Annotated in this window: 20 protein-coding genes and 1 riboswitch; of the genes, 10 read left to right on the forward strand and 10 right to left on the reverse strand. The window is 64.1% G+C overall.

Annotated features, from left to right (window positions below; all coding sequences use genetic code 11):
• Window positions 1–3 precede the first annotated feature (3 nt).
• The 3 genes from IEW63_RS02215 to IEW63_RS02225 form a co-directional block, all read right to left on the reverse strand.
• On the reverse strand, window positions 4–993 hold the full coding sequence (locus IEW63_RS02215; RefSeq protein WP_188634954.1) for a glycosyltransferase family 2 protein: 990 nt from the start codon (window positions 991–993) through the stop codon (window positions 4–6).
• Window positions 983–3,061: a DUF6311 domain-containing protein gene (locus IEW63_RS02220; protein WP_188634955.1), complete on the reverse strand. Its 2,079-nt coding sequence runs from the start codon at window positions 3,059–3,061 to the stop codon at window positions 983–985. Before IEW63_RS02220 ends, IEW63_RS02215 begins: the two co-directional genes overlap by 11 nt.
• Before the next feature lie 130 nt (window positions 3,062–3,191).
• The gene (locus IEW63_RS02225; protein ID WP_188634956.1) at window positions 3,192–3,788 is read right to left on the reverse strand and encodes a lipopolysaccharide kinase InaA family protein; all 597 of its coding nucleotides are present in this window, start codon (window positions 3,786–3,788) and stop codon (window positions 3,192–3,194) included.
• A 188-nt stretch (window positions 3,789–3,976) separates the two neighbouring features.
• Between IEW63_RS02225 and msbA the strand changes: the two genes are divergently transcribed.
• Both msbA and hldE read left to right on the forward strand, forming a co-directional pair.
• Window positions 3,977–5,782: a lipid A export permease/ATP-binding protein MsbA gene (gene msbA, locus IEW63_RS02230; protein WP_188634957.1), complete on the forward strand. Its 1,806-nt coding sequence runs from the start codon at window positions 3,977–3,979 to the stop codon at window positions 5,780–5,782.
• A 4-nt stretch (window positions 5,783–5,786) separates the two neighbouring features.
• Complete coding sequence (hldE, locus tag IEW63_RS02235) at window positions 5,787–7,211, forward strand: bifunctional D-glycero-beta-D-manno-heptose-7-phosphate kinase/D-glycero-beta-D-manno-heptose 1-phosphate adenylyltransferase HldE (protein ID WP_188635535.1); 1,425 nt, start codon at window positions 5,787–5,789, stop codon at window positions 7,209–7,211.
• Between the two features lie 22 nt (window positions 7,212–7,233).
• Here the strand turns inward: hldE and IEW63_RS02240 are convergent, their stop codons facing one another.
• The 5 genes from IEW63_RS02240 to IEW63_RS02260 form a co-directional block, all read right to left on the reverse strand.
• Complete coding sequence (locus tag IEW63_RS02240; protein ID WP_188634958.1) at window positions 7,234–7,698, reverse strand: hypothetical protein; 465 nt, start codon at window positions 7,696–7,698, stop codon at window positions 7,234–7,236.
• A 171-nt stretch (window positions 7,699–7,869) separates the two neighbouring features.
• Window positions 7,870–9,366: a succinyl-CoA:acetate CoA-transferase ScpC gene (gene scpC / locus IEW63_RS02245; protein WP_188634959.1), complete on the reverse strand. Its 1,497-nt coding sequence runs from the start codon at window positions 9,364–9,366 to the stop codon at window positions 7,870–7,872.
• Between the two features lie 83 nt (window positions 9,367–9,449).
• Entirely contained in the window at window positions 9,450–10,322 is an 873-nt protein-coding gene (locus tag IEW63_RS02250; protein ID WP_188634960.1) for a metal ABC transporter ATPase, read from the reverse strand.
• A 46-nt stretch (window positions 10,323–10,368) separates the two neighbouring features.
• Window positions 10,369–11,169, reverse strand: a complete 801-nt coding sequence (locus IEW63_RS02255) for an aldo/keto reductase (protein ID WP_188634961.1) — start codon at window positions 11,167–11,169, stop codon at window positions 10,369–10,371.
• Window positions 11,166–12,338, reverse strand: a complete 1,173-nt coding sequence (locus IEW63_RS02260; protein ID WP_188634962.1) for an NAD(P)/FAD-dependent oxidoreductase — start codon at window positions 12,336–12,338, stop codon at window positions 11,166–11,168. The genes IEW63_RS02255 and IEW63_RS02260 overlap by 4 nt, the downstream gene beginning before the upstream one ends.
• A 103-nt stretch (window positions 12,339–12,441) precedes the next feature.
• Here IEW63_RS02260 and waaA point away from each other — a divergent pair, with 103 nt between their 5' ends.
• Window positions 12,442–13,698 carry a lipid IV(A) 3-deoxy-D-manno-octulosonic acid transferase gene (gene waaA, locus IEW63_RS02265; protein WP_188634963.1) on the forward strand — a complete coding sequence of 419 codons (1,257 nt, stop codon included), beginning with the start codon at window positions 12,442–12,444 and terminating at the stop codon, window positions 13,696–13,698.
• 13 nt (window positions 13,699–13,711) lie between these two features.
• On the opposite strand, the gene IEW63_RS02270 is transcribed toward waaA, so the two are convergent.
• Window positions 13,712–15,157, reverse strand: coding sequence for a TolC family outer membrane protein (locus IEW63_RS02270; protein ID WP_188634964.1), 1,446 nt, complete (start codon window positions 15,155–15,157; stop codon window positions 13,712–13,714).
• A gap of 136 nt (window positions 15,158–15,293) precedes the next feature.
• A riboswitch (TPP riboswitch) is annotated at window positions 15,294–15,393 on the forward strand.
• Window positions 15,394–15,474: 81 nt separating this feature from the next.
• On the opposite strand from IEW63_RS02270, the gene thiC reads away from it, so the two are divergent.
• From thiC to parC, 7 genes are all read left to right on the forward strand, one after another.
• A complete protein-coding gene (gene thiC, locus IEW63_RS02275; protein WP_188634965.1) occupies window positions 15,475–17,358 on the forward strand; it encodes a phosphomethylpyrimidine synthase ThiC in 1,884 nt (627 codons plus the stop codon).
• 94 nt (window positions 17,359–17,452) lie between these two features.
• Window positions 17,453–18,070: an NUDIX domain-containing protein gene (locus IEW63_RS02280; RefSeq protein ID WP_188634966.1), complete on the forward strand. Its 618-nt coding sequence runs from the start codon at window positions 17,453–17,455 to the stop codon at window positions 18,068–18,070.
• Entirely contained in the window at window positions 18,067–18,522 is a 456-nt protein-coding gene (locus IEW63_RS02285; protein ID WP_188634967.1) for a DUF1249 domain-containing protein, read from the forward strand. The genes IEW63_RS02280 and IEW63_RS02285 overlap by 4 nt, the downstream gene beginning before the upstream one ends.
• A 113-nt stretch (window positions 18,523–18,635) precedes the next feature.
• Window positions 18,636–19,445 carry a 3',5'-cyclic-AMP phosphodiesterase gene (gene cpdA, locus IEW63_RS02290; RefSeq protein ID WP_188634968.1) on the forward strand — a complete coding sequence of 270 codons (810 nt, stop codon included), beginning with the start codon at window positions 18,636–18,638 and terminating at the stop codon, window positions 19,443–19,445.
• Window positions 19,446–19,535: 90 nt separating this feature from the next.
• Window positions 19,536–21,431, forward strand: a complete 1,896-nt coding sequence (gene parE / locus IEW63_RS02295; RefSeq protein WP_188634969.1) for a DNA topoisomerase IV subunit B — start codon at window positions 19,536–19,538, stop codon at window positions 21,429–21,431.
• 16 nt (window positions 21,432–21,447) lie between these two features.
• A complete protein-coding gene (locus IEW63_RS02300; protein WP_188634970.1) occupies window positions 21,448–21,978 on the forward strand; it encodes a retropepsin-like aspartic protease family protein in 531 nt (176 codons plus the stop codon).
• Window positions 21,979–21,980: 2 nt separating this feature from the next.
• Window positions 21,981–24,233 (forward strand): DNA topoisomerase IV subunit A, encoded by a 2,253-nt coding sequence (gene parC, locus IEW63_RS02305; protein ID WP_188634971.1) that lies wholly within the window; start codon window positions 21,981–21,983, stop codon window positions 24,231–24,233.
• 25 nt (window positions 24,234–24,258) lie between these two features.
• Here parC and IEW63_RS02310 read toward each other — a convergent pair whose 3' ends face one another.
• Window positions 24,259–25,758, reverse strand: a complete 1,500-nt coding sequence (locus IEW63_RS02310; protein WP_188634972.1) for a hypothetical protein — start codon at window positions 25,756–25,758, stop codon at window positions 24,259–24,261.
• Window positions 25,759–25,778: the final 20 nt, after the last annotated feature.

Consider the following 25,778-nt stretch of genomic DNA (forward strand, 5'->3'; position numbering starts at 1 on the left):
GCCTCAGTCCTGACTGTAGATCCGCCGGACCAGATAAACTGGCCGGCGCTTTGATTCCAGATAGGTTCGGCCCAGATACTCACCGAGGACGCCGATACCAATCAGCTGCAGACCCCCGAGAAAACTGATGGTTACCATCAGGGAGGCGTAACCGGGTACGTCGATACCTGTGAACAAGACCTTGAGCACAATGGTTGCTGCGAAAAGGAATGAAACCAGCGATACGGTAATGCCTATGTATGTCCAGATTCTCAGTGGGTCGGTACTGAAGCTGGTTATGCCTTCAAGAGCGAAGTTCCACAGGCGCCAGCCATTGAACTTACTGGTACCAGCGACGCGTTCCGCTCTGCTGTAATCGATGCAGGTCGTGCGAAAGCCTACCCAGGCAAAGAGTCCTTTCATGAATCGGCGCGATTCGGGCAGGTCGTTCAGGGCGTCGACGACCTGGCGATCCATCAATCTGAAATCGCCGACGTTTTCCGGAATCGCTGGGTCGGCAATCCTGTTGTGGATGCGGTAGAACCAGTTCGCAGAGGCGCGTTTCGCCCAGGAGTCTGATGAGCGATCGGAGCGGCGCCCAAGCACGACTTCGTAGCCGTCCCGCCACTTGTCGATCATCTGCAATATGATTTCCGGCGGGTCCTGAAGGTCTACATCAATGGGTACCACAACCTGACCTGTCGCGCAGCTCAGCCCGGCGCTGAGGGCAGCTTCCTTGCCGAAATTCCGGCTCAGGTCGATCACCTTGAGCCGCGGCATCTCACGTTGCAGCAGCAACAGCAGCTCAAGGGTCCCATCGGTACTGCCGTCGTTAACGAAGACATATTCCACCGTGACGTCTTTTGGGTCGCTGAATACTCGCTCAACCTGCTCAACGAATATCCTGACCGTTTCGGCCTCGTTGTACACGGGCACGACGAGCGACAGCGCGAGCGGCGTCGGGTATTCGAGGCGCTGCTCCCGCTCGGTCTGGGTCTTGAGTTCAATTGTCATTGTTCTGTTCCTCAGATTGCCTGCTGAGCGTGATCGCTTCGAGCTTGATATCTCCACCATTGCTGAACAGGCGTAGCTCCACCTCAGATAATGGCTCGTGGATAGTCGAGGTTCGCGCAAGTCGGGACGGGTGGCCCTGCGTACCCGTAATCGATCCTTCCGCAACAGTAATCAGATCGCCTGAGGCCTTCCGGCCGATCAGGTCCCAATTGCCGACGACAATGCCGAGGCGATCCTCGCTGCGGTATTCGATACCGTATTCGTAGGTGCCGGGAGAAATGTTCACATAAGGCCCGAAACTCAGATAGCCGATAGCACCTTGCTGAAGCGGAACCAGGCGGGAGTCTTGAAGACGCCCGATAACCGAGGGCAGTTCGGAAGCAGCCCAGCGTGCAGTGACTTGTTCTGGCGGCACAAAGGGAGTGCCAACGGTCATCAAGCTGTCAGATTGGCGCCTGGCGCATACCAGGTGGCCCAGATCGATCACGCAGCCATCAGCCTGTGCAAGCTCCCGAAAGAGCGGCGGCAGGTCGAGAGGGTTACGCTGGAATCCCGTCTTGACATAGAGGTGATCATCTTGGGCAGGAGCCCGGACAAAATCATTTTTGCTGTCGCAGTCGCCTGATGGGCGGGCCGTATAGCCGCTGCTGATGGTCAATCCCAGATTGGCCGCTATGTATTGATACCGGACATAGTCCTCGAGCGGGGTGTGGCCACAGCCAAACGCGGGGTAAACATCTATGGCTTCGAAGCCGGCGACTGCCGATTGCCACCGAGCCAAATCCAGGTCGGCGGGTGCGCTGGCCTGATATTGCACCAGTTCCCGCGGGCCCCGTGTGTCCAGCCACTGCAATACGAGTGCGGCGGTCGCAACCGTCAGGAAGAGCCCGCTCTGCTTTCGGAGCAGAACGGCGAGGCTGGCAAACAGCAGGGTATAACCGACCGGCCAGAAAAACCGGCCGCTTGCGCGGAACACACCCAGCGCATCTTCCAGTGACCCAGGTAATGGTATTTCCAACACCCTGTAATGGCCGAAATGGATGCGGTTGCTCACGGCAAACAGGCAGAACCCCAGGAGCACCAGCAGCAGTGGAAAGTGGCGGCGCCCGAGACGCAGCAGTTCACGGCCGCAGGTAGCGAGGGCGAACCCCAGAAGCAGCAACCCTCCTGCTCCAAAATAGTTGTACCCCTCATGTTGCCCGCCGGTGGCATCGGTAAACTCGCATAGCATCCCTCCGCAAAGAGGTGCTTTGAGGTTCATTGAATAGCGACCGAACCCCGGGGCGGCCACGTTGCTGCTGAGAAGGTAGCCGCCAGCGTACATCAACCCCATCAATGGTAGCAGTGAGAGGGCGACGCAGATCAGGCCCCGGCGGAGATCAATCTGCCCAAGCACATACAGCCGGGCCAGATAGGCCGTATGGATCGGGTAGGTCATTGCCAGCAGATACGGGTGGATCAGAAGCGCAATGCAGGCCAGCGCCGTCAGGGCAGCGCAGGTTCTGGTGCGGTTTCCAGGGTCGTTGCTGAAACCCCGGAAATACAGTGCCAATGCCATCAGCAGCACCCCGTGGGTCATGAGCGCAGTGTGACCGAATCTGTGAGTCAGGGCGGGCCAGGTAAGCGCAAACCCGGTGGCGAGCAGGAGTGCTGGTAAATGACGTGCGCCAAGGGAGCGAACCAGGAATACGGCAGTTACGGCTTGCAGGAGATAACAGAACGCGTGCCACAGGCCGAAATAATGGAAGCCGTCTGGCAGCAGCGAGCGAAACGGCTTCAGCAGGAGCGCAACCAGTGGGATGCTGTCGGTGAAAGCGATGCTCACCCCTTCCGGGGCGTTCAGGCGCACGGAGTGGAGAAGTGGAAAGCGCCACTGATCCTCTCTGAAAAACAGCCAACCGGAAATGTGACTGGCGGCGTCCCCGGTAACAAAGTACGCACCTTGACCAGCCAGAAAACCGGACGGGTAAAGATACAGGACCATTCCTGCCGCGAGAAGCAGTGCCAAGGGGTAGGCTACGCTGGCCGGGAGCCTGCCCGAGAGCATCGAATAATATGTTGAAGGCATTCAACGCTGTTCCGTTTGTTGTTATTCGCGTTCCGATGCAAGAGCATCGTGGAGCATGCCAGAGGAACAAGCGCGGTGTCGAGGGTTAGGACCCGTCGGCGAACGGGCTGGACGCTTCAGGACGGGTAGGCTACCGGCTCTTGAACATGAACAGCGTCCCAATATCCGGATTCACCATGCCCCAGTCGCTTTCGTAACGCAGCAGGTGCTGATAGTTGCGGTCACGCATGCGTCTGGACAGGGGGCGGCCGAGGCAACGCATGTCGGAGATGTCGATCAGGCCGAACTCATTGTCCGGGGTCAGCACGATGTTGCCCATGTGGAGGGAGCGGAAATACACGCCCAGCTCGTGCAGGTGGGTGATGAATTCGGCCAGCCGGGCAAACAGTTCGAGCTGGTCAAGGGTGGTGTCGCTGCTCAGCAGCTGGCGCAGCGTCTGGCCGGGCAGGGGCTCGTAGTGAACAACCGTGCGGTAGGGCTCGCTCAGGCGATACAGCTCAAGGACCTTCGGGCAGGGAATGCCCAGACGCTCCAGCTCGGCGGCGTTGTCCGCAAAACGCCGGGCCGGCGGGTAGATGGCAGTCTTGGACAGCAGGCTCTTTCTGCGAAACAGCTTGAGAAAGGTGCCATCGGCCAGGCGCAGGACCTTCTCGCCATGGCCGTCCTTTTCCAGCACCTGGGCGCCCTGGCGCCAGAGGTCATACTGTTCCCTGCTGAGTGGCTGCATTGCTGCGTTCCTGAAATAAAACGGTAGTTTAACGCTGTCCAGGCAGAACTTCCTGAACGAAACCTGTCTTTAATGCAGTTTTCCGGCGTGGGCGAAGCGGTGGCCAAGGGCAGCGGCAGGGTTTTTGCGTCGGTGTTGACCGGGCCCTGTGATAAACTCCGGGGCTGATTCACTCCTGCGAAGAGCTTATGTCGGATTCACGGAAAGAAAGTTTTGCTCGCTCCAGCGTGCGCATCTATCTGCGGCTGCTCGGTTACGTCAAGCCTTACTGGCTGGCCTTTGCGGTCAGTATCTTCGGTTTCATGATCTTTGCCTCCAGTCAGCCGGCCATGGCGGCGATGCTGAAGTATTTCGTTGATGGGCTGACAGAGGGGAACAGCGCGCAATTTCTCGGCGTGCCGCTGATGTGGGGCTTCCCGCTGTTCATCATTGTCGTGGCGCTGTATCAGGGCGTCGGCTCCTTCCTTGGTAACTACTACCTCGCCCGAGTCTCGCTGGGCGTGGTCCACGATCTGCGCACCGCCCTGTTCGATAATCTGCTGACACTTCCCAATCGCTACTTCGACAACCACAATTCCGGCCACCTGGTGTCCCGGGTCACCTTCAACGTGACCATGGTCACCGGCGCCGCCACTGACGCGATCAAGGTGGTGTTCCGCGAGGGGATGACCGTCCTTTTCCTGTTCGGCTATCTGCTGTGGATGAACTGGAAGCTGACCCTGGTACTGATTGCGGTGCTCCCGTTGATCGGCCTCATGGTCAACAGTACCAGCAAGAAATTCCGCAAGCAGAGCAAGAAGATCCAGACCGCGATGGGGGACGTGACCCACGTGACCTCCGAGACCATTACCGGTTACCGGGTGGTGCGCAGCTTCGGGGGTGAGACCTACGAGAGCGAGCGCTTTCACCGTGCCAGCGAGAACAACCGCCAGCGAGGTCTGAAGATGGTGCGCACCGGCGCGGTATTCACCCCCATGCTGCAGCTGGCGACCTTCAGTGCCATGGCCGGAGTGATGTTCCTCGTGCTGTTCCTGCGTGGCGATGCCACAGCCGGTGACCTGGTTGCCTATATCACCGCTGCGGGCATGCTGCCCAAGCCGATCCGTCAGCTGTCGGAGGTGAGCGCCAACATCCAGAAGGGCATCGCCGCTGCCGAGAGCATCTTCGAGCAGCTGGACGAGGCGCCCGAACTGGACACCGGTGATATCGAGCGTGACAGGGTCAGTGGCCGGATCGAGGTCAGGAACCTGTCATTCCGCTATCCGGGTACGGACAAGCCGGTGCTGAGGGATATCAACTTCACCGTGGAACCCGGGCAGATGATCGCGCTGGTCGGTCGCTCGGGCAGTGGCAAGTCAACCCTGGCCAACCTGATCCCGCGGTTCTACAACCATGATCAGGGCCAGATCCTGATAGACGGTGTGGCGGTGGAGGATTACAGACTGCGCAACCTGCGCCGGCATATTGCGCTGGTCACCCAGCATGTCACCCTGTTCAACGATACCGTGGCGAACAATATAGCCTACGGTGACCTGTCCGGTGCGCCGCGCGAGGATGTCATCCGCGCGGCCGAAGCCGCCTATGCACGGGAATTCATCGAACAGCTGCCCCAGGGCTTCGATACCCTGGTCGGCGAGAATGGCGTGCTGCTGTCCGGCGGGCAGCGCCAGCGCCTGGCCATTGCCCGGGCGCTGCTGCGTGATGCGCCGATCCTGATACTGGACGAGGCTACCTCCGCGCTGGACACCGAGTCGGAAAGGCACATCCAGGCCGCCCTTGACCGGGTCATGGAAGGGCGCACGGCACTGGTGATCGCCCACCGGCTGTCGACCATCGAAAAGGCCGACATCATCATGGTCATGGACCAGGGGCAGATCGTCGAGCGCGGCAGTCATGCCGAGCTGATGGCGCTCAACGGATATTATGCTCGGCTGCACAGCATGCAGTTCGAGGAAAAGACGCCCGAAGGGCAGGAACAAGCGACAGATGAATGATGCCATGAAAGTGACCATGCCCCGTTTTGACTCCGCACCGGTTCTGGTGGTGGGGGACATCATGCTCGACCGTTACTGGCACGGGCCCAGCGAGCGGATCTCTCCGGAGGCGCCGGTGCCGGTGATCAAGGTGGACCAGATCGAGGACCGCCCCGGTGGCGCAGGCAACGTGGCGCTGAACATTGCAGCCCTCGGTGCGCCGGCCTGGCTGGTGGGCGTCACGGGGGAGGATGAAGCGGCGGAGATCCTGCGTCGCCGGCTGAACGCGGCGGGGGTCTACTGCGAGTTCCAGCAGCATGCCGAGCAGCCGACCATCACCAAGCTGCGGGTCATCAGTCGCCACCAGCAGCTGTTGCGGGTCGACTTCGAGGAGCCCTTCGACACGGACGGCGAAGCCATGCTGGCATCGGTCGGTGGGCTGCTGGACAAGGCGCGGGTGATGGTGCTGTCCGATTACGGCAAGGGCGCGCTGGTCAATCATCAGGCGCTGATCCGGCTGGCCACCGAGCGCGGTGTGCCGGTGCTGGCTGACCCCAAGGGCAAGGATTTCACCATCTACCGCGGGGCCACACTGATCACGCCGAACATGAGTGAGTTCGAGGCCGTGGTCGGGCGCTGTGCCAACGAGCAGGAGCTGGTGGACAGGGGCATGGCGCTGATTGAGGAGCTGGACATGCAGGCGCTGCTGGTCACCCGCAGCGAGCACGGCATGACCCTGTTGCGCCGGGGCGAGCCGGCGCTGCACCTGCCGGCCCGGGCTCGGGAAGTCTTCGACGTCACCGGCGCGGGCGACACGGTGATATCTACGCTGGCCACCGCGCTGGCCGCCGGTGAGCAGCTGCCCAACGCGGTAGCGCTGGCCAACCTGGCGGCGGGCATCGTCATCGGCAAGCTGGGTACCGCAGCGATCAGCGCGCCGGAACTGCGCCGGGCCGTGCAGCATACCCAGGGCGCCGGCCGCGGGGTGATGTCGCCCGAGCAGCTGCTGGTGGCGGTGGAAGATGCCCGCGCCCACGGCGAACGCATCGTCTTCACCAACGGTTGCTTCGACATCATCCATGCCGGCCATGTGGGCTACCTCGAAGAAGCCCGCGCCCAGGGCGACCGGCTGATCGTTGCCATCAATGATGACGCCTCCGTCACCCGGCTCAAGGGGCCTGGCCGGCCGATCAACGCGGTTGAACGGCGGATGGCGGTACTCGCCGGACTGGAGGCGGTGGACTGGGTGGTCAGCTTTACCGAGGACACGCCCGAAGCATTGCTGCAGCAGATACGCCCCGACGTGCTGGTCAAGGGCGGCGATTACGGTATCGACCAGGTGGTGGGTGCGCCGATCGTGCAGGGCTATGGCGGTGAGGTGAAGGTGCTGCAGTTTGTCGACAGCTGCTCCACCACCGCGATCGTGGAAAAGATCCGCGAGCAGAGCTGAGCGACGACCCCTTCAGCGATCATCAGGGCCGGAACGCGTTGTCCGCGTGGCAATACATCCGCCCTGAGCTGCTGCTGTTGTTACAGCGGCCGGCGAACCACTGCTTCGCCGCCTTGCGGCAGTTGCGATAATCGATCGAGCCCTTGCGATGGTTGCTGCATACACTGGCGAAGGTGACGTGCGTGCCGTCGTATTCATAGTAAACCTGATATTCGGTCAGCTCCCCGCGACCATTGGTCCATCTCACCCTTTCGGTTCTGTTTCGGATGTCCCGGGGCTTGCTCTCGGTGCGGGCTCTGCTCTTCGGGGGCCGGGCCCGGACCGGCGCGCTGGTGTTGATCTGGCGACTGGGCTGATAGTTGCGGTCATTGAACTCGGTCTGGCGTGGGGCGGGGTCGCCGACCGAGGCGAAGGTGCCGGGCGCAGCGCTGAACAGCCAGAGCTGCAGCATGCCGAAGATGCGCAATGCGCAGGAGCGGGCATTCATGGGGTTCCCTTGGGTGATCCGGGTGCGTGAACTGCGCAAAGCCTAGCAAGGGAAGCGGAGCGGGGAAGTGCATGGGTCACAGAGTGGCCCACGGGGCCGGCGGGGCGGTCAGGTTTGCGATCCAGGTCGCAGCGGCCGGGTTCCTTCCCGGCCATCCGAGGGTCGCAGGCGTCAGCCGGCGGCGCGCATATGGCCGAACTCTTCCAGGTTCAGGTGCCATTCGACGGCTTCGCGCAGCAGGTGCGGGGTGTGGCCCCCCTTGGCGCAGGCACGTTCGAAGTAATCGTTCAGCGCGTCGCGGTATTCGGGGTGGACGCAGTTGTCGATGATGACCCGCGCGCGCTCACGCGGCGCGAGCCCACGCAGGTCCGCCAGGCCCTGTTCGGTCACCAGGATATCCACGTCGTGCTCGGTATGGTCGACATGGCTGACCATGGGCACAACGCTGGAAATGGCGCCGCCCTTGGCGATCGACTTGGTGACGAAGATGGCCAGGTTGGCGTTGCGGGCGAAATCCCCCGAGCCGCCGATACCATTCATCATCCGGGTGCCGCCGACGTGGGTCGAGTTGACGTTGCCGTAGATATCGAACTCCAGCGCGGTGTTGATGCCGATGATGCCCAGCCGTCGGACGATTTCCGGGTGGTTGGACATTTCCTGTGGGCGCATCACCAGCTTGTCCTTGTACTTCTCCAGGTTGCCGAACACGCGCTCGTTGCAGCGACCGGACAGGGTGATGGAGCAGCCGGAGGCGAACTTCATCTTGCCCGCATCGATCAGCTCGAAGGTGCAGTCCTGGAGGACTTCGGAGTACATCACCAGGTCTTCGAACGGCGAGTTGATCAGGCCGCACATCACCGCATTGGCAATGTTGCCGATACCGGCCTGCAGCGGACCGAGGTTGTTGGGCAGCCGGCCTGCATCCACCTCACGCTTGAAGAAGGCGATCAGATGATCGGCGATGCCCTGGGTTTCCTCGTCCGGCGGGGTGACCGTGGAGTAGGAGTCCGGCTGGTTGGTGATGACGATCGCCGCGATCTTGGCCGGATCAATGGGTATCGCGGTGCTGCCGATGCGCTGCTCCGAGCTGACCAGCGGGATCGGTGTGCGGGTCGGCCGGTAGGTCGGGATGTAGATGTCGTGCAGACCTTCCAGGTTCGGGTTATGGGCGAGGTTGATCTCGACCACCACCTGTCTGGCGAAAATGGCGAAGCTCGCCGAGTTGCCGACCGAGGTGGTCGGTACGATGTGGCCTTCCTCGGTGATGGCAACCGCTTCGATAACGGCGATATCGGGGGTTTTCAGTTGGTGGTTGCGCATCTGTTCGACGGTGTCGGACAGGTGCTGGTCGATGAACATCACCTCGCCCTGGTTGATCGCCTTGCGCAGCGTGGCGTCCACCTGGAAGGGCATGCGCCGCGCCAGGACGCCGGCTTCGGTCATCTGCTTGTCCAGATCGTTGCCGAGGCTGGCGCCGGTGAGCAGGCTGATCTTCAATGGTTCTTCCCTTGCACGCTCTACAAGCGCCAGGGGAACGGCCTTGGCCTCTCCTGCACGGGTGAAGCCACTCATGCCAACGGTCATGCCGTCCTTGATCAGCAATGCCGCCTCTGCCGCGTCCATGACCTTGTCATGCAACGCGGGCATACGAATACGATCTTTATACATGCAGATTCCGTCCGGATTATTTCAACATATCGGAGTCTAAGGCCTGCGCTCCGGCCGGGGGCAGTCTACATTGGTCTAACTGGTCAACCCCCGTTCAGGCCCGCCGGCCATGCGCAGTGGGACTCGGCTACCACCCAGCCGGGCTGGGGCGCGAAGGCCTCGCTGAGCAGGAGATTGCCGGCCTGCTGCTCGATCAGTTCACCTTTTTTCAGGGTGAACAGCCGGCCGTTGGCGGTGCCGTCCACCAGCTCAGCGAGAAAGAGATCCGGCTGTTGCGGGTCCATACGGGCGATGAGTTCGCCGCTGCGTGCATCCAGCTCTTCGTCTGCGTGCAGTGCGCTCAGATCATGGCAGGGCGGCGGTGTGAGGCGCATGTGGTAGACAAGCTGCAACGAGTTGGTCGGCAGGTGGACGTAGGCACGGGGCCGCTCCAGCAGGTTCAGCTCCCGGCACAGAACGGCACGGGTGGCGCTGTGGTGGGGGCTGAGGCTGTACCAGCGTCGCGGGTCGGTGGGCAGGGTATCGGCGTAGGGTGTTGGCAGCCAGACCTCCTGATAACGGCCCGGCAGCCAGGCGGGCCCGCATTGCAGCAGCAATTCCTCGGCAAGTTCGGTCATCAGCGTCAGCAGGGGCAGGCGCAGTTCATGAGCGGGCACGTAGCCGGACAGCAGCTTGAGGACTTCGTCGTTGCGGTCGGGGCGTTGCTGGCGCACCAGCAGGCGGAATTCGCGCTGCTGCCAGACGAAGTTGATATCCGCCGATACGCCGAGGTTGGCGACGGTCAATTCGAACCGGTCGGGATCATCCACCTGGATCGGCTGGCGCAGGGCAAGCATTTCCGAGAAGCTCAGCGGGTTGCCGACGGGGGTGTAGCGCAGCACTTCGGGGTCGGCCTGGACGTGCACCGCCTGCGTCTTGAACGCCACGGGGTTTCTGCGGGCAATGATTCTGCTCATCCTGCCTCCCACTTGCTGTGGTCTTCGCCAGGGCGAAGGGCCAGGGTTACTTTTTCTCCAGAATCCGCGCTACGGTTTCGACGTTCTGCCGCAGGTGCACCGGGTTGATGGTGCCGATGATGGCGCTGGTGACGGCTGGGTGGCTGAATACCAGCTCGAACCCGGCGGTCAGTGGGTCTTCACCTTCAAGGCAGATATGCCCGCTGGCCAGCGCCTTCTTCACCAGAATGCCCTTGCCGTGGGCCTGGGCATAATCCAGCACCGGGCGTTCGGCCTGCTCGCGCAGGTTCCAGGTGACCATGGCACAGTCTCCCGTTTCCAGCGCCCTTATCCCGCCTTCGACGGTCTTGCCGGAAAAGCCGTAGCCGCGGATCAGGCCTTCCTGCTTGAGCTGCTGCAATGCAGGATAGACCTCATCTTCCAGAACTGTCAGGTCGTTGCCGTCGGAGTGCACGAGAACCAGATCCAGATAGTCGGTGTGCAGCCGTTGCAGTGAGCGCTCTACCGAACGCCGGGTGTGGGCGGCGCTGAAGTCGAAGCGGGACTCGCCATTGTCGAACTCTTCGCCCACCTTGCTGCACAGTATCCATTCCTGACGCTGCCCGCTCAACAAGGGCCCCAGACGCTCCTCGCTGGTGCCGTAGGCCGGCGCGGTATCAAGCAGGTTGATGCCCGCGTCCCTCGCCAGGGCGAGCAGATCGCGGACCTGACTGTCGTCCGGCAGCTCGAACCCGCTGGGATATTTGACGCCCTGGTTGCGGCCGATCTTGACCGTGCCCAGGCCCAGCGGTGAGACGGTGAGGCCGGTGGTGCCCAGCGGGCGGTGGAAGGAGTGCAGGGTTTTCATCTGAACAGGGTGTCCCATACCGGTGCCGCTATGGCCGGCTGCGGCTGGCCACTGGCGGGTTGTGCATGTTGGGGCTGCACGGCCTGACGCTGCAGTTCGGCCATTGCCTGATCGGTGAGATCAGGCGCCAGGGCCAGTTTGGTCGGCCAGCAGACCAGGGTGTTGCCGACCGCCTGAATGAAGGCATTATCGGGCCGGGCATTGCTGCTCTGCGCCGGTTCGGCGCGGGTGACCGGCAGGGTTGCCCACTGGCAGTCGCTGAGGTCAACCCAGGGCAGCAGTTCGCCCAGCTCCTTCTTCGCCTGGGCAATCAGGGCGTCGGCGCTCATGTCGGTACCTGTCTCGGCAAGATCGCCCCCCAGATACCAGCACCACTGGCCGTCGGCACAGGGGTGGGTAGTGATGGTGATGCGCGGTTTGGGGCTGGCACCGAGGCAGTGGGCGTACACCGGCGGCAGCGCTGCGCCCTTGACCAGCACCATCTGCAGCGGGCGACGCTGCATGGCCGGCTGGCTGATGCCGGCGCCCTTGAGCAGGGCCTCGTTGCCTTCGCCGGCGGCCAGCACATAGCGCTGGGCCAGGACCTGCCGACCATTGACCTGCAGGCCGGTGATGCCGCTCTGGCTGTCGCCCTCGAGCGTTGCGGAACCGGCAATGAGACTGTCGCCGGCGAGCTCGGCGAGCCGGCGCACCACATCCGGTACGTCCAGTACCAGTTCGCTGAGGCGGTAGACCTTGCCCCTGAAGGCGGGGGTGGCAAATACCGCCGGCAACTCGCTGCCCTTGACCTGATCCACCCGGCCACGCAGGGCCTTGCTGGCGAAGAAACCGGCCAGGTTGCTGACCAGACTGCCCGGGGACCACAGGTAGTGGTGGGCCGACAGCACCCGCACGCCCTGCAGGTCCAGTTCGCCGCTGCCATCCAGGCAGGCACGCCAGCGCGCGGGCATGCCGGCGATGGCCTCGGCAGCCGTGGTCAGCTTGCCATGGAGCGCATATTTGGTGCCGCCGTGGATGATGCCCTGTGACTTGCTGCTCTGGCCGCTGCCCAGGGCACCGGACTCGATCAGCAGGGTACTGAAGCCCTGCTGCTGCAGGCGTGCATTGAGCCAGAGGCCGGCGATGCCGCCGCCGAGAATACAGATGTCGGTGTGCAGGGGTGTAGTCATGGGCTCCGCGATATGCCGGTAAAAAGGGGCTGTAGTATAGCCGTCCGCGGCCTGACGGGTCACTTCTGCTACTCTATGCCGCGTTTCGGTACTGGAGAAGTGCATGGCCCGTTTTCTGTACAGCCTGGTGTTCATTCTGTGTCTGCCGCTGATTCTTGCGCGGCTACTGTATCGTGCCTGGCGCGCGCCAGCCTATGCCAGACGCTGGCCGGAGCGTTTTGCCGTGGGCGGGGACCTGCGTCCGGGCGGGATCTGGGTACACGCTGTGTCGGTGGGCGAATCCATCGCTGCCGCTCCCATGGTACGGGCATTGCTCCGGCGCTATCCGCAGCTGCCGGTCACGGTCACCTGCATGACGCCCACCGGTTCGGAGCAGATCCGCAAACTGTTCGGTGAGCAGGTCGGCCACGCCTATCTTCCCTATGATCTGCCCTGGCTGCAGCGCCGGCTGATCCGCCGTCTGCAGCCGCGCATCGCCATCATCATGGAGACCGAGCTGTGGCCGAACATGGTTGCCGAGTGCGGCAGGGCAGGGGTGCCGGTGGTGCTGGCCAACGGGCGGCTGTCGGAGCGCTCGGCAAGGGGGTATCAGCGGGTGTCATGGCTGGTGCGACCGATGTTTGCGGCGCTGGACTGGCTGGCGGTGCAGAGCGCTCCGGAGGCCGAGCGTTTCATGGCGCTGGGTGCACAACAGCACGCCCTCACCGTGACGGGGAGTATCAAGTTCGATCTCAAGCCCTCGGCAGCCGTGCTGCAGGGGGCAGCGGGCTGGCGTAACCAGTGGGGCGGGCGATCGGTGTGGATCGCCGCCAGCACCCATGCCGGTGAGGATGAAGTCGTCCTGCAGGCCCACCGTCAGTTGCTGGCGCAGCATCCGCAGGCGTTGCTGATACTGGTGCCGCGGCACCCGGAGCGTTTCGATGGGGTGGCCAGGCTGGTGCAGCAGGCGGGCCTGAGCCTGGTCAGGCGCAGCGCCGGCGTGCAACCGGGGATGTCCGATCAGGTGCTGCTGGGTGACAGCATGGGGGAGCTGATGCAGTTCTACGCCTGTGCCGACGTTGCCTTTGTCGGTGGCTCGCTGATTCCCGGTGGCGGGCACAATTATCTTGAGCCCGCGGCGCTGGGCTTGCCGGTGCTGTCCGGGCCGCACCGCTTCAACTTCCTGGAGATAAGCGATCTGCTGGAAAACGCGGGAGCGCTGGTTGAAATTGCCGATGCCGACGCGCTGGCCGCGCAGGTGGGGCGCTGGCTTGACGACTCCGCTTCTGCCCGGGCCGCAGGTGAGGCCGGGCAGGCGGTGGTCAAGGCCAATCAGGGCGCGCTGGAACGGTTGCTGGAAGGGATAGGGCGGCTCCTCTGAGCGCCCTGTCCTGTCAGAACGAGGTGCGCATCCGGCGCTGTTCCTCGTTCAGCCGCGGCTGGCCCTGACTGCCGCCGATATTCATCCGGCGGATCTCTTCCGGTGTGAATGGCGGAATGAAGTCCCGGTCCGGGTCGTAGTCCGGCTTCAGCCAGGCGGACAGCTCTTCCAGGTCCTGCGGGCTGAGGGTGCCGGCGGCCTGTTTCAGGCTCAGGTTGTCGATGATGTAGTTGTAGCGGGCATCGTTGTAGTCGCGCACCGCCCGGTACAGGGTGCGCTGGGCATCCAGCACGTCGACCACGTTGCGGGTACCTACTTCATAGCCGGTCTGGGTGGCGTCCAGTGCCGCCTTGGACGAGATGATGGTCTGCCGGCGGGCCTCTACCTCCTCGACGCTGGAGGTGACGGTGCGGAACAGATTGCGGGTACGCTCCACCACCCGGCGCAGCTCGGCTTCGCTGGCCTGCTCGGCCTGGGTCAGCCGGAAGGTGGATTCGCGGATGCGCGAGCTGGTGCCGCCGCCGGTGTACAGCGGCAGGGTCATCTCCACCCCGATCTGGGTCAGCTCGGTATCACCGGTAATGCGCCCGCCGACACCGCCGACGCGTGCGCCGCCGTGGCTGTCGTTGTAGCGCACGAAGGCATCCACCGCCGGCGCATAGCCGGACTTGCTGCTGCGCAGTGCCTCGGTGGCGCTGTCGATGGCCAGGCGGTAGGCCTGCAGGGACAGGTTCTGCGCTGCGGCGGCCTCCACCCACTGCTGCATGTCGGCGGGTGTCGGTGCCAGTATCGGCAGCTCGTGACTCATGCCCAGGAGTTCGGGATGGTCCCGGTTGGTCAGTCGGGTCAGGGCCTGGTAGCTGACGTCCAGGTTGGTGGTGGCGGTGATGCGGGTGGCGCGGGCGGCATCGAAGCCGGCCAGGGCCTCCAGCACGTCGGTCCGTGCGGCCAGACCCACCTCGAAGCGCTCACGGGCCTGCTCCAGCTGCCGCTCAAAGGCGGCTTCCTCTGCCCGGGCGGTGGCCAGGTTGTCCGAGGCGCGCAGTACATTGAAATAGGCCTGGGCCACATCCAGGATCAACTGCTGCTGGACAGCCGAGAACTCGATGCGCGCCTGTTCGGACTGGGACTTCGCGGCCTGGTAGTTGAACCAGCGGTCCGCCCGGAACAGCGGCTGGGTCAGGCTGGCCTGGTAGTAGTGGGTGGAATAGTCATCCGATCCGGCCCCGTCCACATCGACATACTCCCGCGCGACCCCCGCTCCGAGGCCGATGCTGGGCAGCAGCTGCGAGCGTGCCTGGGGCAGCACTTCCTGGCGCGCCAGGGCATCCGCCTCGGCAGCCGCGAGGTCAGCGCTGTTCAGCAGAGCTTCCTGATAGATGGTCATCAGGTCGGATTGAGCCAGGACAGGACCTGACAGGCCTGCCAGAACAACGGCGAGATAAATGGGGCGAAACATGCACTGGTCCTTCGCACGGGGAGGGGGATTCAAACCGCCTAGGCTAAAGAGCCGCCGGGCAGTGGTCAAGCTGCTATCACCACCGCGCCGGCGCGGCGCGGCTTGCCCTCCGCCGGGAGAGGCTCTAAGCTGGGCCTTCATCTTGACGGGGTGCCGCCATGCAGATGGCGGCTGAGACCACACCCGTTGAACCTGATCCGGTTAATGCCGGCGTAGGAATCGAGATGTGCACTTCTGTTCCGGTGCCCGCTGCCCTGTATGGGGCGGGGCACTCGTGCCGCTTCGGTTCCCTGTTTTTCTGACAGCGGAGCATGATAATGACAAGTCGACTGCCTGATACTGCCATCGCCACGTCCGGCGTGGATGGCGCTGCCACCCAACCCCTGCCCAATTCCCGCAAGATCTACGTGACCGGCTCGCGCCCGGATATCCGCGTGCCCATGCGTGAGATCAGCCTGGCCGATACCCGTACCGACAAGGGCATCGAGAAGAACCCGCCGGTGCTGGTATACGACACCTCCGGGCCCTACACCGACCCGGCGGTGCGAATCGACCTGCGTGCCGGTCTGCCGGATGTGCGCAGCGCCTGGATCGACGAGCGGGGCGATACCGAAATACTGCCGGGGCTCAGCTCCGAGTTCGGCCGGGCGCGCCTGGCGGACCCGGCGCTGGACCCCATGCGCTTCGCCCATGTGCGCACCCCGCGCCGCGCCAGAGCCGGCCGCAATGTCACCCAGATGCACTATGCGCGAAAGGGCATCATCACCCCGGAGATGGAATTTGTCGCCATCCGCGAGAACATGAAACTGCAGGAAGCACGGGACGCCGGACTGCTGACCCAGCAGCATCCGGGGCACAGTTTCGGCGCCAGCATTCCCGGCGAGATCACGCCGGAGTTTGTTCGCCAGGAGCTCGCCCGTGGTCGCGCCATCCTGCCGGCTAACATCAACCACACCGAGCTGGAGCCGATGATCATCGGCCGCAATTTCCTGGTGAAGATCAACGGCAACATCGGCAATTCCGCGCTGGGCTCCTCCATCGAGGAGGAGGTCGAGAAGATGACCTGGGGTATCCGCTGGGGCTCGGATACGGTGATGGACCTGTCCACCGGCAAGAACATCCATGAAACCCGCGAGTGGATCATCCGCAACTCGCCGGTGCCGATCGGTACCGTGCCCATCTACCAGGCGCTGGAGAAGGTCGACGGGGTCGCCGAGGACCTGACCTGGGAGATCTTCCGCGACACCCTGATCGAGCAGGCCGAGCAGGGCGTGGACTACTTCACCATCCACGCCGGGGTGCTGCTGCGCTACGTCCCGCTGACAGCGAACCGGGTCACCGGCATCGTCTCGCGGGGCGGCTCGATCATGGCCAAGTGGTGCCTGGCGCATCACCGGGAGAACTTCCTCTATACCCATTTCGAGGACATCTGCGAGATCATGAAGGCCTACGACGTGTCCTTCAGCCTCGGCGATGGCCTGCGCCCGGGCTCGATCGCCGATGCCAACGATGCGGCCCAGTTCGGCGAGCTGGAAACCCTCGGCGAGCTGACGAAGATCGCCTGGCAACACGATGTGCAGTGCATGATCGAGGGCCCTGGTCATGTGCCCATGCACCTGATCAAGGAAAACATGGACAAGCAGCTGGAGTGCTGCGACGAGGCGCCGTTCTATACCCTGGGGCCGCTGACCACGGACATCGCCCCGGGCTACGATCACATTACCTCCGGCATCGGCGCGGCGATGATCGGCTGGTTCGGCTGCGCCATGCTCTGTTATGTCACGCCCAAGGAGCATCTGGGCCTGCCCAATCGGGACGACGTGAAGACCGGCATCATCACCTACAAGATCGCCGCCCATGCGGCGGATCTGGCCAAGGGGCACCCCGGGGCGCAGATCCGCGACAATGCCCTGTCCAAGGCGCGCTTCGAATTCCGCTGGGAGGACCAGTTCAACCTGGGGCTGGACCCGGACACCGCCCGCGCCTTCCACGACGAGACCCTGCCCAAGGAGTCGGCCAAGGTGGCGCACTTCTGCTCCATGTGCGGGCCGAAGTTCTGCTCGATGAAGATCACCCAGGAGGTGCGTGATTACGCGGCGGCTCAGCGTATCGAGGCGGTGGATCTGGCGATGGAGGAGGGCATGCTGGCCAAGTCGGCGGAATTCCGCCAGGCCGGTTCGCAGCTGTATCAGAAGGTGTAGCGGCCGTTTGCCCCCTTGCTTCGCCCCGTTGGGATATGCGAGGTTAGACGCATTACCCCCACGGCACAGGGGGCATTTTTCAGGGGCTGATTTTTTGACTGATTTCAAGCGAGACGACGTAGAGGTTGTGCGGCGTGATGCCGGCTTCCGGGGATTCTACCGGCTGGACGTGCTCACGCTGCGTCACCGTCTGTTCGCCGGTGGCTGGGGGCGGGAGCTGCGCCGGGAGCTGTTCGTACGCCCCGATGCGGTGTGCGTGCTGCCGTATGATCCGTGGCTTGATCAGCTTGTGCTGGTCGAGCAGATGCGCATCGGGGCGCTGGACAAGCGCGCCAGCCCCTGGATGCTGGAACTGGTGGCGGGCCTGTTTGATGCCGACGAATCCCCCGAGGAAGTGGCCCACCGCGAGGCGCAGGAAGAGGCTGGCCTCCAGCTGATCGCGCTGACTCCCATCGCGCGTTATTTTCCCTCGCCCGGCGGCAGTGACGAGCATGTACACCTGTACTGCGCCACGGTGGACAGCCGCGGCGCAGGCGGGGTTCACGGTCTGCCCGAGGAAGGGGAGGACATCCGCGTGCATGTCATTTCCCGCGAGGCGGCGCTGGAGCGCATGGCCCTGGGCGAAATCGACAACGCCGCGAGCATCATTGCGTTGCAGTGGCTGCAGCTGCACGGTGGCGCGCTGCGTGCGCAGGCGGGACCGCAGCCATGAATGCGCTGACCAAGCCCGGTTACCGGGTGGATCTGGCCGGCCTGCAGGCCATCTGCGACGCGAACTACGCAAGACTGTGCCGGTTGATGCCGGACATGGACTCGCAGGATGAGCGCTGCATCAGGCTTCAGGCGCCGGACGGTGTAGCCCAGCAACTGCTCATGCAGGTGCTGGAGCGCTGCCCCTATACCACCACGCTGCGGCTCAGCCATGAACGCCCGCACGCCTGGCTGCCGCCGCCCAGCATGGAAGTGCGGCTGTACCATGACGTGAACATGGCGGAAGTGGTGGCTGCCTACAACCGGCGCCAGTTCCGCGGGGTGTACCCTTACCCCAACGAGCAGATGCTGCAGCCGGATGAGAAACATCAGCTCAATCATTTTCTCGGCGAGTGGCTGGGGTATTGCCAGCGTCACGGTCTGAGCGACATGCCGGTATTGATCAACCGCTGAGGCGGAATGGCTGCTGGTTGGCAAAATTGGAGTTTTCTCCGCGGTGCCGACTGGATTGTACCGGCGAGTGTTGCGATCATGGCGGGTGAATTTTCAGGAGCAGGCCCATCGCCATGTCTGACGCCACGAAGTACTCCGACTCGGTCTGTCTGGTTCAGCTGACCGACAGCCACCTTTTCTCGGACACCCGGCAGAGCCTGCTGGGTATCGACACGCTGGCGTCGCTGAATGCCGTCATCGACCTGGTGCAGGAGCAGTGCCCGCAGATCGACTTGGTGCTGGCCACCGGGGATATCACCCAGGATGGCTCGACGGGCGGGTATTACAGTTTCATCGAGGCGGTGTCCCGACTGGCCAGCCCCTGCCACTGGATCCCCGGCAACCATGACAACGCGCTGCTGATGAACGAGCTGGGCCGCGAGAAGGGCCTGGTCCATCCCTGGGTGGATGTGGGCAACTGGCGCGTCGTGCTGCTGGATTCCAGCGTGGCGGGCGAGGTGTGGGGGCGTCTCGACCCCGATCAGCTGCAGCAGTTGGACGAGGCACTTGCCACTGTGCAAGAGCGTCACGTGCTGGTCTGCCTGCATCACCACCCCGTTGCCATCGGCAGCGACTGGATGGAGCCGCTGGGTCTGCGCAATGCCGCCGAGCTGTGGCAGCGTCTGGATCGCCACCCGCAGGTGCGCGGCGTATTGTGGGGGCACATCCATCAGCAGCTCGAACAGCAGCGCGGTCAGCTGCGACTGATGGCCAGCCCGTCCACCTGTGTGCAGTTCGCGGTGGGCAGCAGTGATTTCGCCACCGACGATCTGGCGCCCGGTTACCGCTGGCTGCGTCTGTACGATGATGGCCGCATGGAAAGCGATATAGCCCGCCTGCCCGCAGGCAGCTTCACGCCACAGGCTGATGCCTCGGGGTATTGATATGCGGTGAGGCAACAGAGGATGTTATGCTGGCTCGCCGCAGTGGCCGCCGGTGCCTGCACAGAATGATCAAGGAAACTCACACACCCTATGTCCCAATCGTCCTATAACGCCGATGATATTGAAGTACTCAGCGGTCTGGACCCGGTGCGCCGCCGCCCGGGCATGTACACCGACACTACCCGCCCCAACCATCTTGCCCAGGAAGTCATAGACAACAGCGTCGACGAGGCGCTGGCCGGCCACGCGCGCAGCGTGACGGTGGTCCTGCACCAGGATAACGCGCTGGAAGTGATCGATGACGGCCGCGGCATGCCGGTGGACATTCACCCGGAGGAAGGGGTCTCCGGCGTCGAGCTGATCCTCACCCGGCTGCACGCCGGCGGCAAGTTCTCCGGCAAGAACTACCAGTTCTCCGGTGGTCTGCACGGGGTGGGCATCTCGGTGGTGAACGCCCTGTCGACCCGGCTGGAGGTTCGCGTGCGCCGCGACGGCCAGGACCATGCCATTGCCTTCGAGCATGGCGAGAAGGTCAGTGAGCTGGAGGTGGTGGGCACGGTGGGCAAGCGCAATACCGGTACAACGGTCAAGTTCTGGCCCAACGGCAGCTATTTCGATACCCCCAAGTTCAATGTCAACCGGTTGATGCATCTGCTCAAGGCCAAGGCCGTCCTGTGTCCGGGGCTCAAGGTGGAGTTCGATGATCGCCAGTCCGGCGAGAAGACCACCTGGTTCTACGAGGATGGCCTGCGCGACTATCTGACCGAGGCCTGCAGGCAGTGGGCAACCCTGCCTGATGAACCCTTCACCGGCGCCCTGGCGGCCAGCAAGGAGGCGGTGGACTGGGCACTGTTCTGGCAGCCGGAGGGCGGCGAGCTGGTGCAGGAAAGCTATGTCAACCTGATTCCCACGGCCCAGGGCGGCACCCACGTGAACGGGCTGCGCTCGGGCCTGCTGGAGGCGATCCGCGAATTCTGCGAATTCCGCAATCTGCTGCCCCGGGGCGTCAAGCTGGCGCCGGAAGATATCTGGGAGCGGATCAGCTATGTGCTGTCGGTAAAGATGGCGGAGCCGCAGTTCTCCGGGCAGACCAAGGAGCGGCTGTCCTCCCGGGAGTCGGCGTCCTTTGTGTCGGGAGTGATCAAGGATGCCTTCAGCTTGTGGCTGAACCAGCACGCCGATATCGGCCAGCAGATCGCCGAAATGGCCATCGACCATGCCAGCCGTCGCCTCAAGGCCAGCAAGAAGATCGAACGCAAGCGCATTACCCAGGGCCCGGCGCTGCCGGGCAAGCTGGCGGACTGCGCCGGGCAGGACAGCCGCCGCTCGGAGCTGTTCCTGGTGGAGGGTGACTCCGCCGGCGGCAGCGCCAAGCAGGCGCGGGACAAGGAATTCCAGGCGATCATGCCGCTGCGCGGCAAGATTCTGAACACCTGGGAGGTGGACTCCGGCCAGGTGCTCGCCTCCCAGGAAGTGCACAACATTGCCATCGCCATCGGCGTGGACCCCGGCTCGCCGGACCTGTCCCAGCTGCGCTATGGCAAGATCTGCATTCTCGCCGACGCCGACTCCGACGGTCTGCACATCGCCACACTGCTGTGCGCACTGTTCGTACGGCACTTCCGCCCGCTGGTGGAGGCCGGCCACGTGTTCGTTGCCATGCCGCCGCTGTATCGGATCGACGTGGGCAAGGAGGTGTTCTATGCGCTGGACGAAGCGGAAAAGGCCGGCATCCTTGACCGCATCGAGGCCGAGAACAAGCGCGGCAAGATCCAGGTCACCCGCTTCAAGGGTCTCGGTGAGATGAACCCGTTGCAACTGCGCGAAACCACCATGGCCCCGGATACACGCCGGCTGGTGCAACTGACCATCGACGACTTTGCCGATACCGAATCGCTGATGGACATGCTGCTGGCAAAGAAGCGCGCCAGTGACCGCAAGCAATGGCTGGAAAGCAAGGGCAACCTGGCCGAGGTGGTGGTCTGATGGCGGATCGCCTTTCATGACCCAGACTCCGCCGCCGGACCGGCGGCTGGGCACGGTGATGATGGTACTGGCCTGGATCGCCGGGCTGGCGCTCGCCGCCCAGTGGTTTGCCGGGCTGGAAGAGCGGCGGCGCAACCCCAACCAGGTGCCCCTGTCCATGCACACCGGCGAGGCCGTCGAGGTGCGCCTGGAGCGCAACCGCCAGGGGCATTATCTGACCACCGGCGAGATCAATGGCCAGTCGGTAACCTTTCTGCTGGATACCGGAGCCACCTTCGTGGCGGTGCCCGCCGGCCTGGCGGAACGGCTCGGCCTGCAGCGCGGCCGGCCGGTGATGGTCAATACCGCCAACGGCCTGACCGAAAGCTGGACCACCCGTATCGATACGCTGCAGATCGGCGATATCCGCCTGCACGATGTCAGTGCCGGCATCGTCCCCGGTATCCTCGGTGAGGATGTGCTGCTGGGCATGAGCGCCCTGCGACAGCTGGAATTCACCCAGCGCGGGAATGAACTGATTCTGCGTCAACACGCCAATAGAGAGTAAGTATGAGTGACAGTCTGGATCTGAGCCTGGAAGGCGTTGAGCGCCGCTCACTGTCGTCGTTTACCGAAGAAGCCTACCTGAACTACTCCATGTACGTGATCATGGATCGCGCCCTGCCGCATATCGGTGACGGCCTCAAGCCGGTGCAGCGACGCATCGTCTATGCGATGAGCGAGCTGGGCCTGTCCGCCGGTGCCAAGCACAAGAAGTCCGCGCGCACCGTGGGCGACGTGCTCGGCAAGTATCACCCCCACGGCGACTCGGCCTGCTACGAGGCCATGGTGCTGATGGCCCAGCCGTTTTCCTACCGCTATCCGCTGGTGGACGGGCAGGGCAACTGGGGTGCGCCGGATGATCCCAAGTCGTTTGCCGCGATGCGTTACACCGAAGCCCGTCTGGCCCGCTACAGCGAGGTGCTGCTGAGCGAGCTTGGGCAGGGCACGGTGGACTGGCAGCCGAACTTCGACGGCACCCTGGACGAGCCCATGGTGCTGCCGGCGCGCCTGCCGAACCTGCTGCTCAATGGCACCACCGGCATCGCCGTGGGCATGGCTACGGACATCCCGCCGCACAACCTGCGTGAGGTCGCCGCTGCCTGCGTGCGCCTGCTGGACGAGCCGGGCGCCGGGCTGGACGAGTTGATGGAGCACATCCAGGGCCCGGACTTCCCCACCGAGGCGGAGATCATCACGCCGCGCCGGGACCTGCTGAACATGTACGCCACCGGACGCGGCTCGATCCGCTGCCGCGCCGTATGGTCGCGGGAGGACGGTGATATCGTCATCACCGCGCTGCCGCACCAGGTATCCGGCGCCAAGGTACTGGAACAGATCGCAGCACAGATGCAGGCCAAGAAGCTGCCACTGGTGGCCGACCTGCGCGACGAGTCCGATCATGAGAACCCCACCCGCATCGTCATCGTGCCGCGCTCCAACCGGGTCGATGCCGACGAGCTGATGCAGCACCTGTTCGCCACTACCGACCTGGAGAACAGCTACCGGGTCAACATGAACGTCATCGGCACCGACGGGCGCCCGGCGGTCAAGGGGCTGCACGGCTTGCTCAGTGAGTGGCTGGGCTTTCGGGTCGGCACCGTGCGCCGTCGTCTGCAGTTCCGGCTGGACAAGGTGCTGGCGAGGCTGCACCTGCTGGATGGCCTGTTGATTGCCTTCCTGAATCTGGACGAGGTGATCGAGATCATCCGTACCGAGGATGAGCCGAAGGCGGTGTTGATGGAGCGCTTCGGCCTCACCGAACTGCAGGCCGACTATATCCTCGATACCCGCCTGCGCCAGCTGGCGCGGCTGGAAGAGATGAAGATCCGGGGCGAACAGGATGCGCTGAGCAAGGAGCGTGACCAGCTGCAGAAGACGCTGGGCAGCGAGAAACTGCTGCGCAAGCTGGTACGCAGTGAGCTGGTGGCCGATGCCGAGACCTATGGTGACGAGCGCCGCTCCCCGCTGGTCGAGCGCGAGGAAGCCCGTGCCCTGTCGGAGACCGACCTGGTGCCCTCCGAGCCGGTGACCGTGGTGCTTTCCGAACGGGGCTGGGCGCGCTGTGCCAAGGGGCACGACGCTGATGGCGCCGGCATGTCCTACCGTGCCGGGGACAGGTTCCTGACCCAGGCCAGCGGCCGTTCGAATCAGCAGGCCGTATTCCTCGACTCGACGGGCCGCAGCTACTCGCTGCCGGCCCACAGCCTGCCGTCGGCTCGCGGGCAGGGCGAGCCGCTGACCGGGCGGCTCAGCCCGCCACCGGGTGCGGAGTTTGTCAGCGTGCTGCTGCCGGACGACGAGCAGCTGTATCTGCTGGCCTCGGACGCCGGCTACGGCTTCGTGGTACAGGGTGCCGATCTGCAATCGCGCAACAAGAACGGTAAGGCGCTGCTCACTCTGCCCGAAGGCGGTCGGGTGCTGGCACCGCTTGCGGTGACCCGGCGTGAGACCGACCAGGTGCTGGCGCTGTCCAATGAAGGCCGGCTGCTGGTGTTCCCGCTGCGCGACCTGCCGCAACTGGCCAAGGGCAAGGGCAACAAGATCCTGTCGGTGCCTTCGGCCCGGGTGAAGAGCCGTGAGGAATTCGTGCTGGGGCTGGCGGTATTGCCTGAAGGTGCGAGCGTGGTGCTCACCGCAGGCAAGCGCACGCTCACCCTCAAGCCGGCGGACCTGGAGCACTACCGCGGCGAGCGCGGCCGCCGAGGCAACAAGCTGCCCCGGGGCTTCCAGAAGGTGGATGCGCTGCAGGTGGAGAGCTGAGCAGAGCGGCTGAACGCCGCCCCGCTCAGGGGCGGGTCAGCGTCTTGAGCTGCTGCTCGAGCTGGCTGCGGTAGGGCTCCAGAAGACGCTCCACGCAATGGCTGCCAGGCTGGCTTGCCAGCCGCCGCAGCACCGCCTTGTCGTTCAGCAGGCCGCTGTCGGCCAGCGTGCTGTCCAGCAGCAACAGGTTGCGGCTGTGCTGCATCCGCGCCAGCATCTGGGCACACTCGGTGGACTGCTCGGGCAATTGATCCGGCTCGATATCCTGGCAGGGCGCGTGGCACAGGGCGAGCTGTATCTGCAGGCTGATACCGGTGTCGGCGATCTTCAGCTGCAGCTCATGGCCCAGCACCCGCAGCAGCTCTCCACAGCACAGCGCGGCGCCGAGCTGGTCCGGGTGCTGCGGGTCGAACAGGATCAGGCTGGTTCCGTCCATCAGGGTATGCAGCGTGCCTTCCCAGCTGTGACTGGCCTGCTCGAGATACTCGCGGTACTGCTCCAGCAGGGCCAGCAGCCGGGGCCGCGGCAGGTCGTGCAGCGACTGCATGTTGGCCAGCCTGACCGCCACCACCGTACTGGCAGGTCTGGATATCAACGGCGGCTCCTGCAGCTGATCCAGCTGATCGGACAGGTCGGCTGCGGTCTGCTCTGCTTCGTGCTCTTCCCGTTCTTCCTGCTCCTGCTGTTCCCGATCTTCCGTCACCTCGTCGTCGGCCAGCGGCGTATCAAGGGGGGCCGGGTCGGTATCCGGCGATGCGATGTGCTCATCCCGCTCCTCCGGCTCGATGTCGAACTCCGGTTCCGGCTCGGGCTCGGGCTCGGGCTCCGGCGGCAGGTCGGTGATGCGCCGCTCGGCCAGGCGTCTGGCAAGGTCGCCCACCTCGTCGATCCGGCCGGTGCCGGGCGCCGGCTGGCCGGTATCGCCATACCAGTTGCCCAGACCGGCCAGCGTACGGCGGACCCCCACGGCATAACGCCAGGCGATTAGCCCCGATACCACGCTCAGCAGCACAATGCACCACAGCAGGGCCTCCACCAGGCTGGCGGCGGGTGCGGCAAATGGTGCACGGGCCAGGCTGAGGTGCAACTGACCGATCAGCTCATCCTGCACATGCACCGCAGCGATGAAGCGCCCCTGGCCGGGAGCGAGACTGTCGGCAGCGGGCCGACGGCCGGCCTCGGCCACCACGCGGTTGTTGGCGCCGGTGAGGCTGGCATGGGCAATCATCGGGTTCTGCGCCCAATGGGCGAGGACGATGTTGAGGCTCAGGGTGTCCTCCGCCGCGAGCGGGTCGGCCACCACGGAGGCAATCTGCCGGGCCAGCTCGCTGCCGACCTGGTCGGCCTGCCGGGCGATGTCACGCTGCAGTTGCAGCTGGCCGAACCAGAGCACGGCGAGGAAAGTCAGCGCAAGCGGCACAACCGCCAGCATCAGCAGGATGCTGGGCAGCGTCAGGCGTGTCTTTCGCAGAGAAGCATGACCGCGCAGAAACAGGTTGTCAGTGGCGTTCTGTTTTGAATTCAAGAGTGGACTCGATCTGTAAT

The sequence above is a fragment of the Halopseudomonas pertucinogena genome, from assembly GCF_014646575.1.
GTDB lineage: Bacteria > Pseudomonadota > Gammaproteobacteria > Pseudomonadales > Pseudomonadaceae > Halopseudomonas > Halopseudomonas pertucinogena.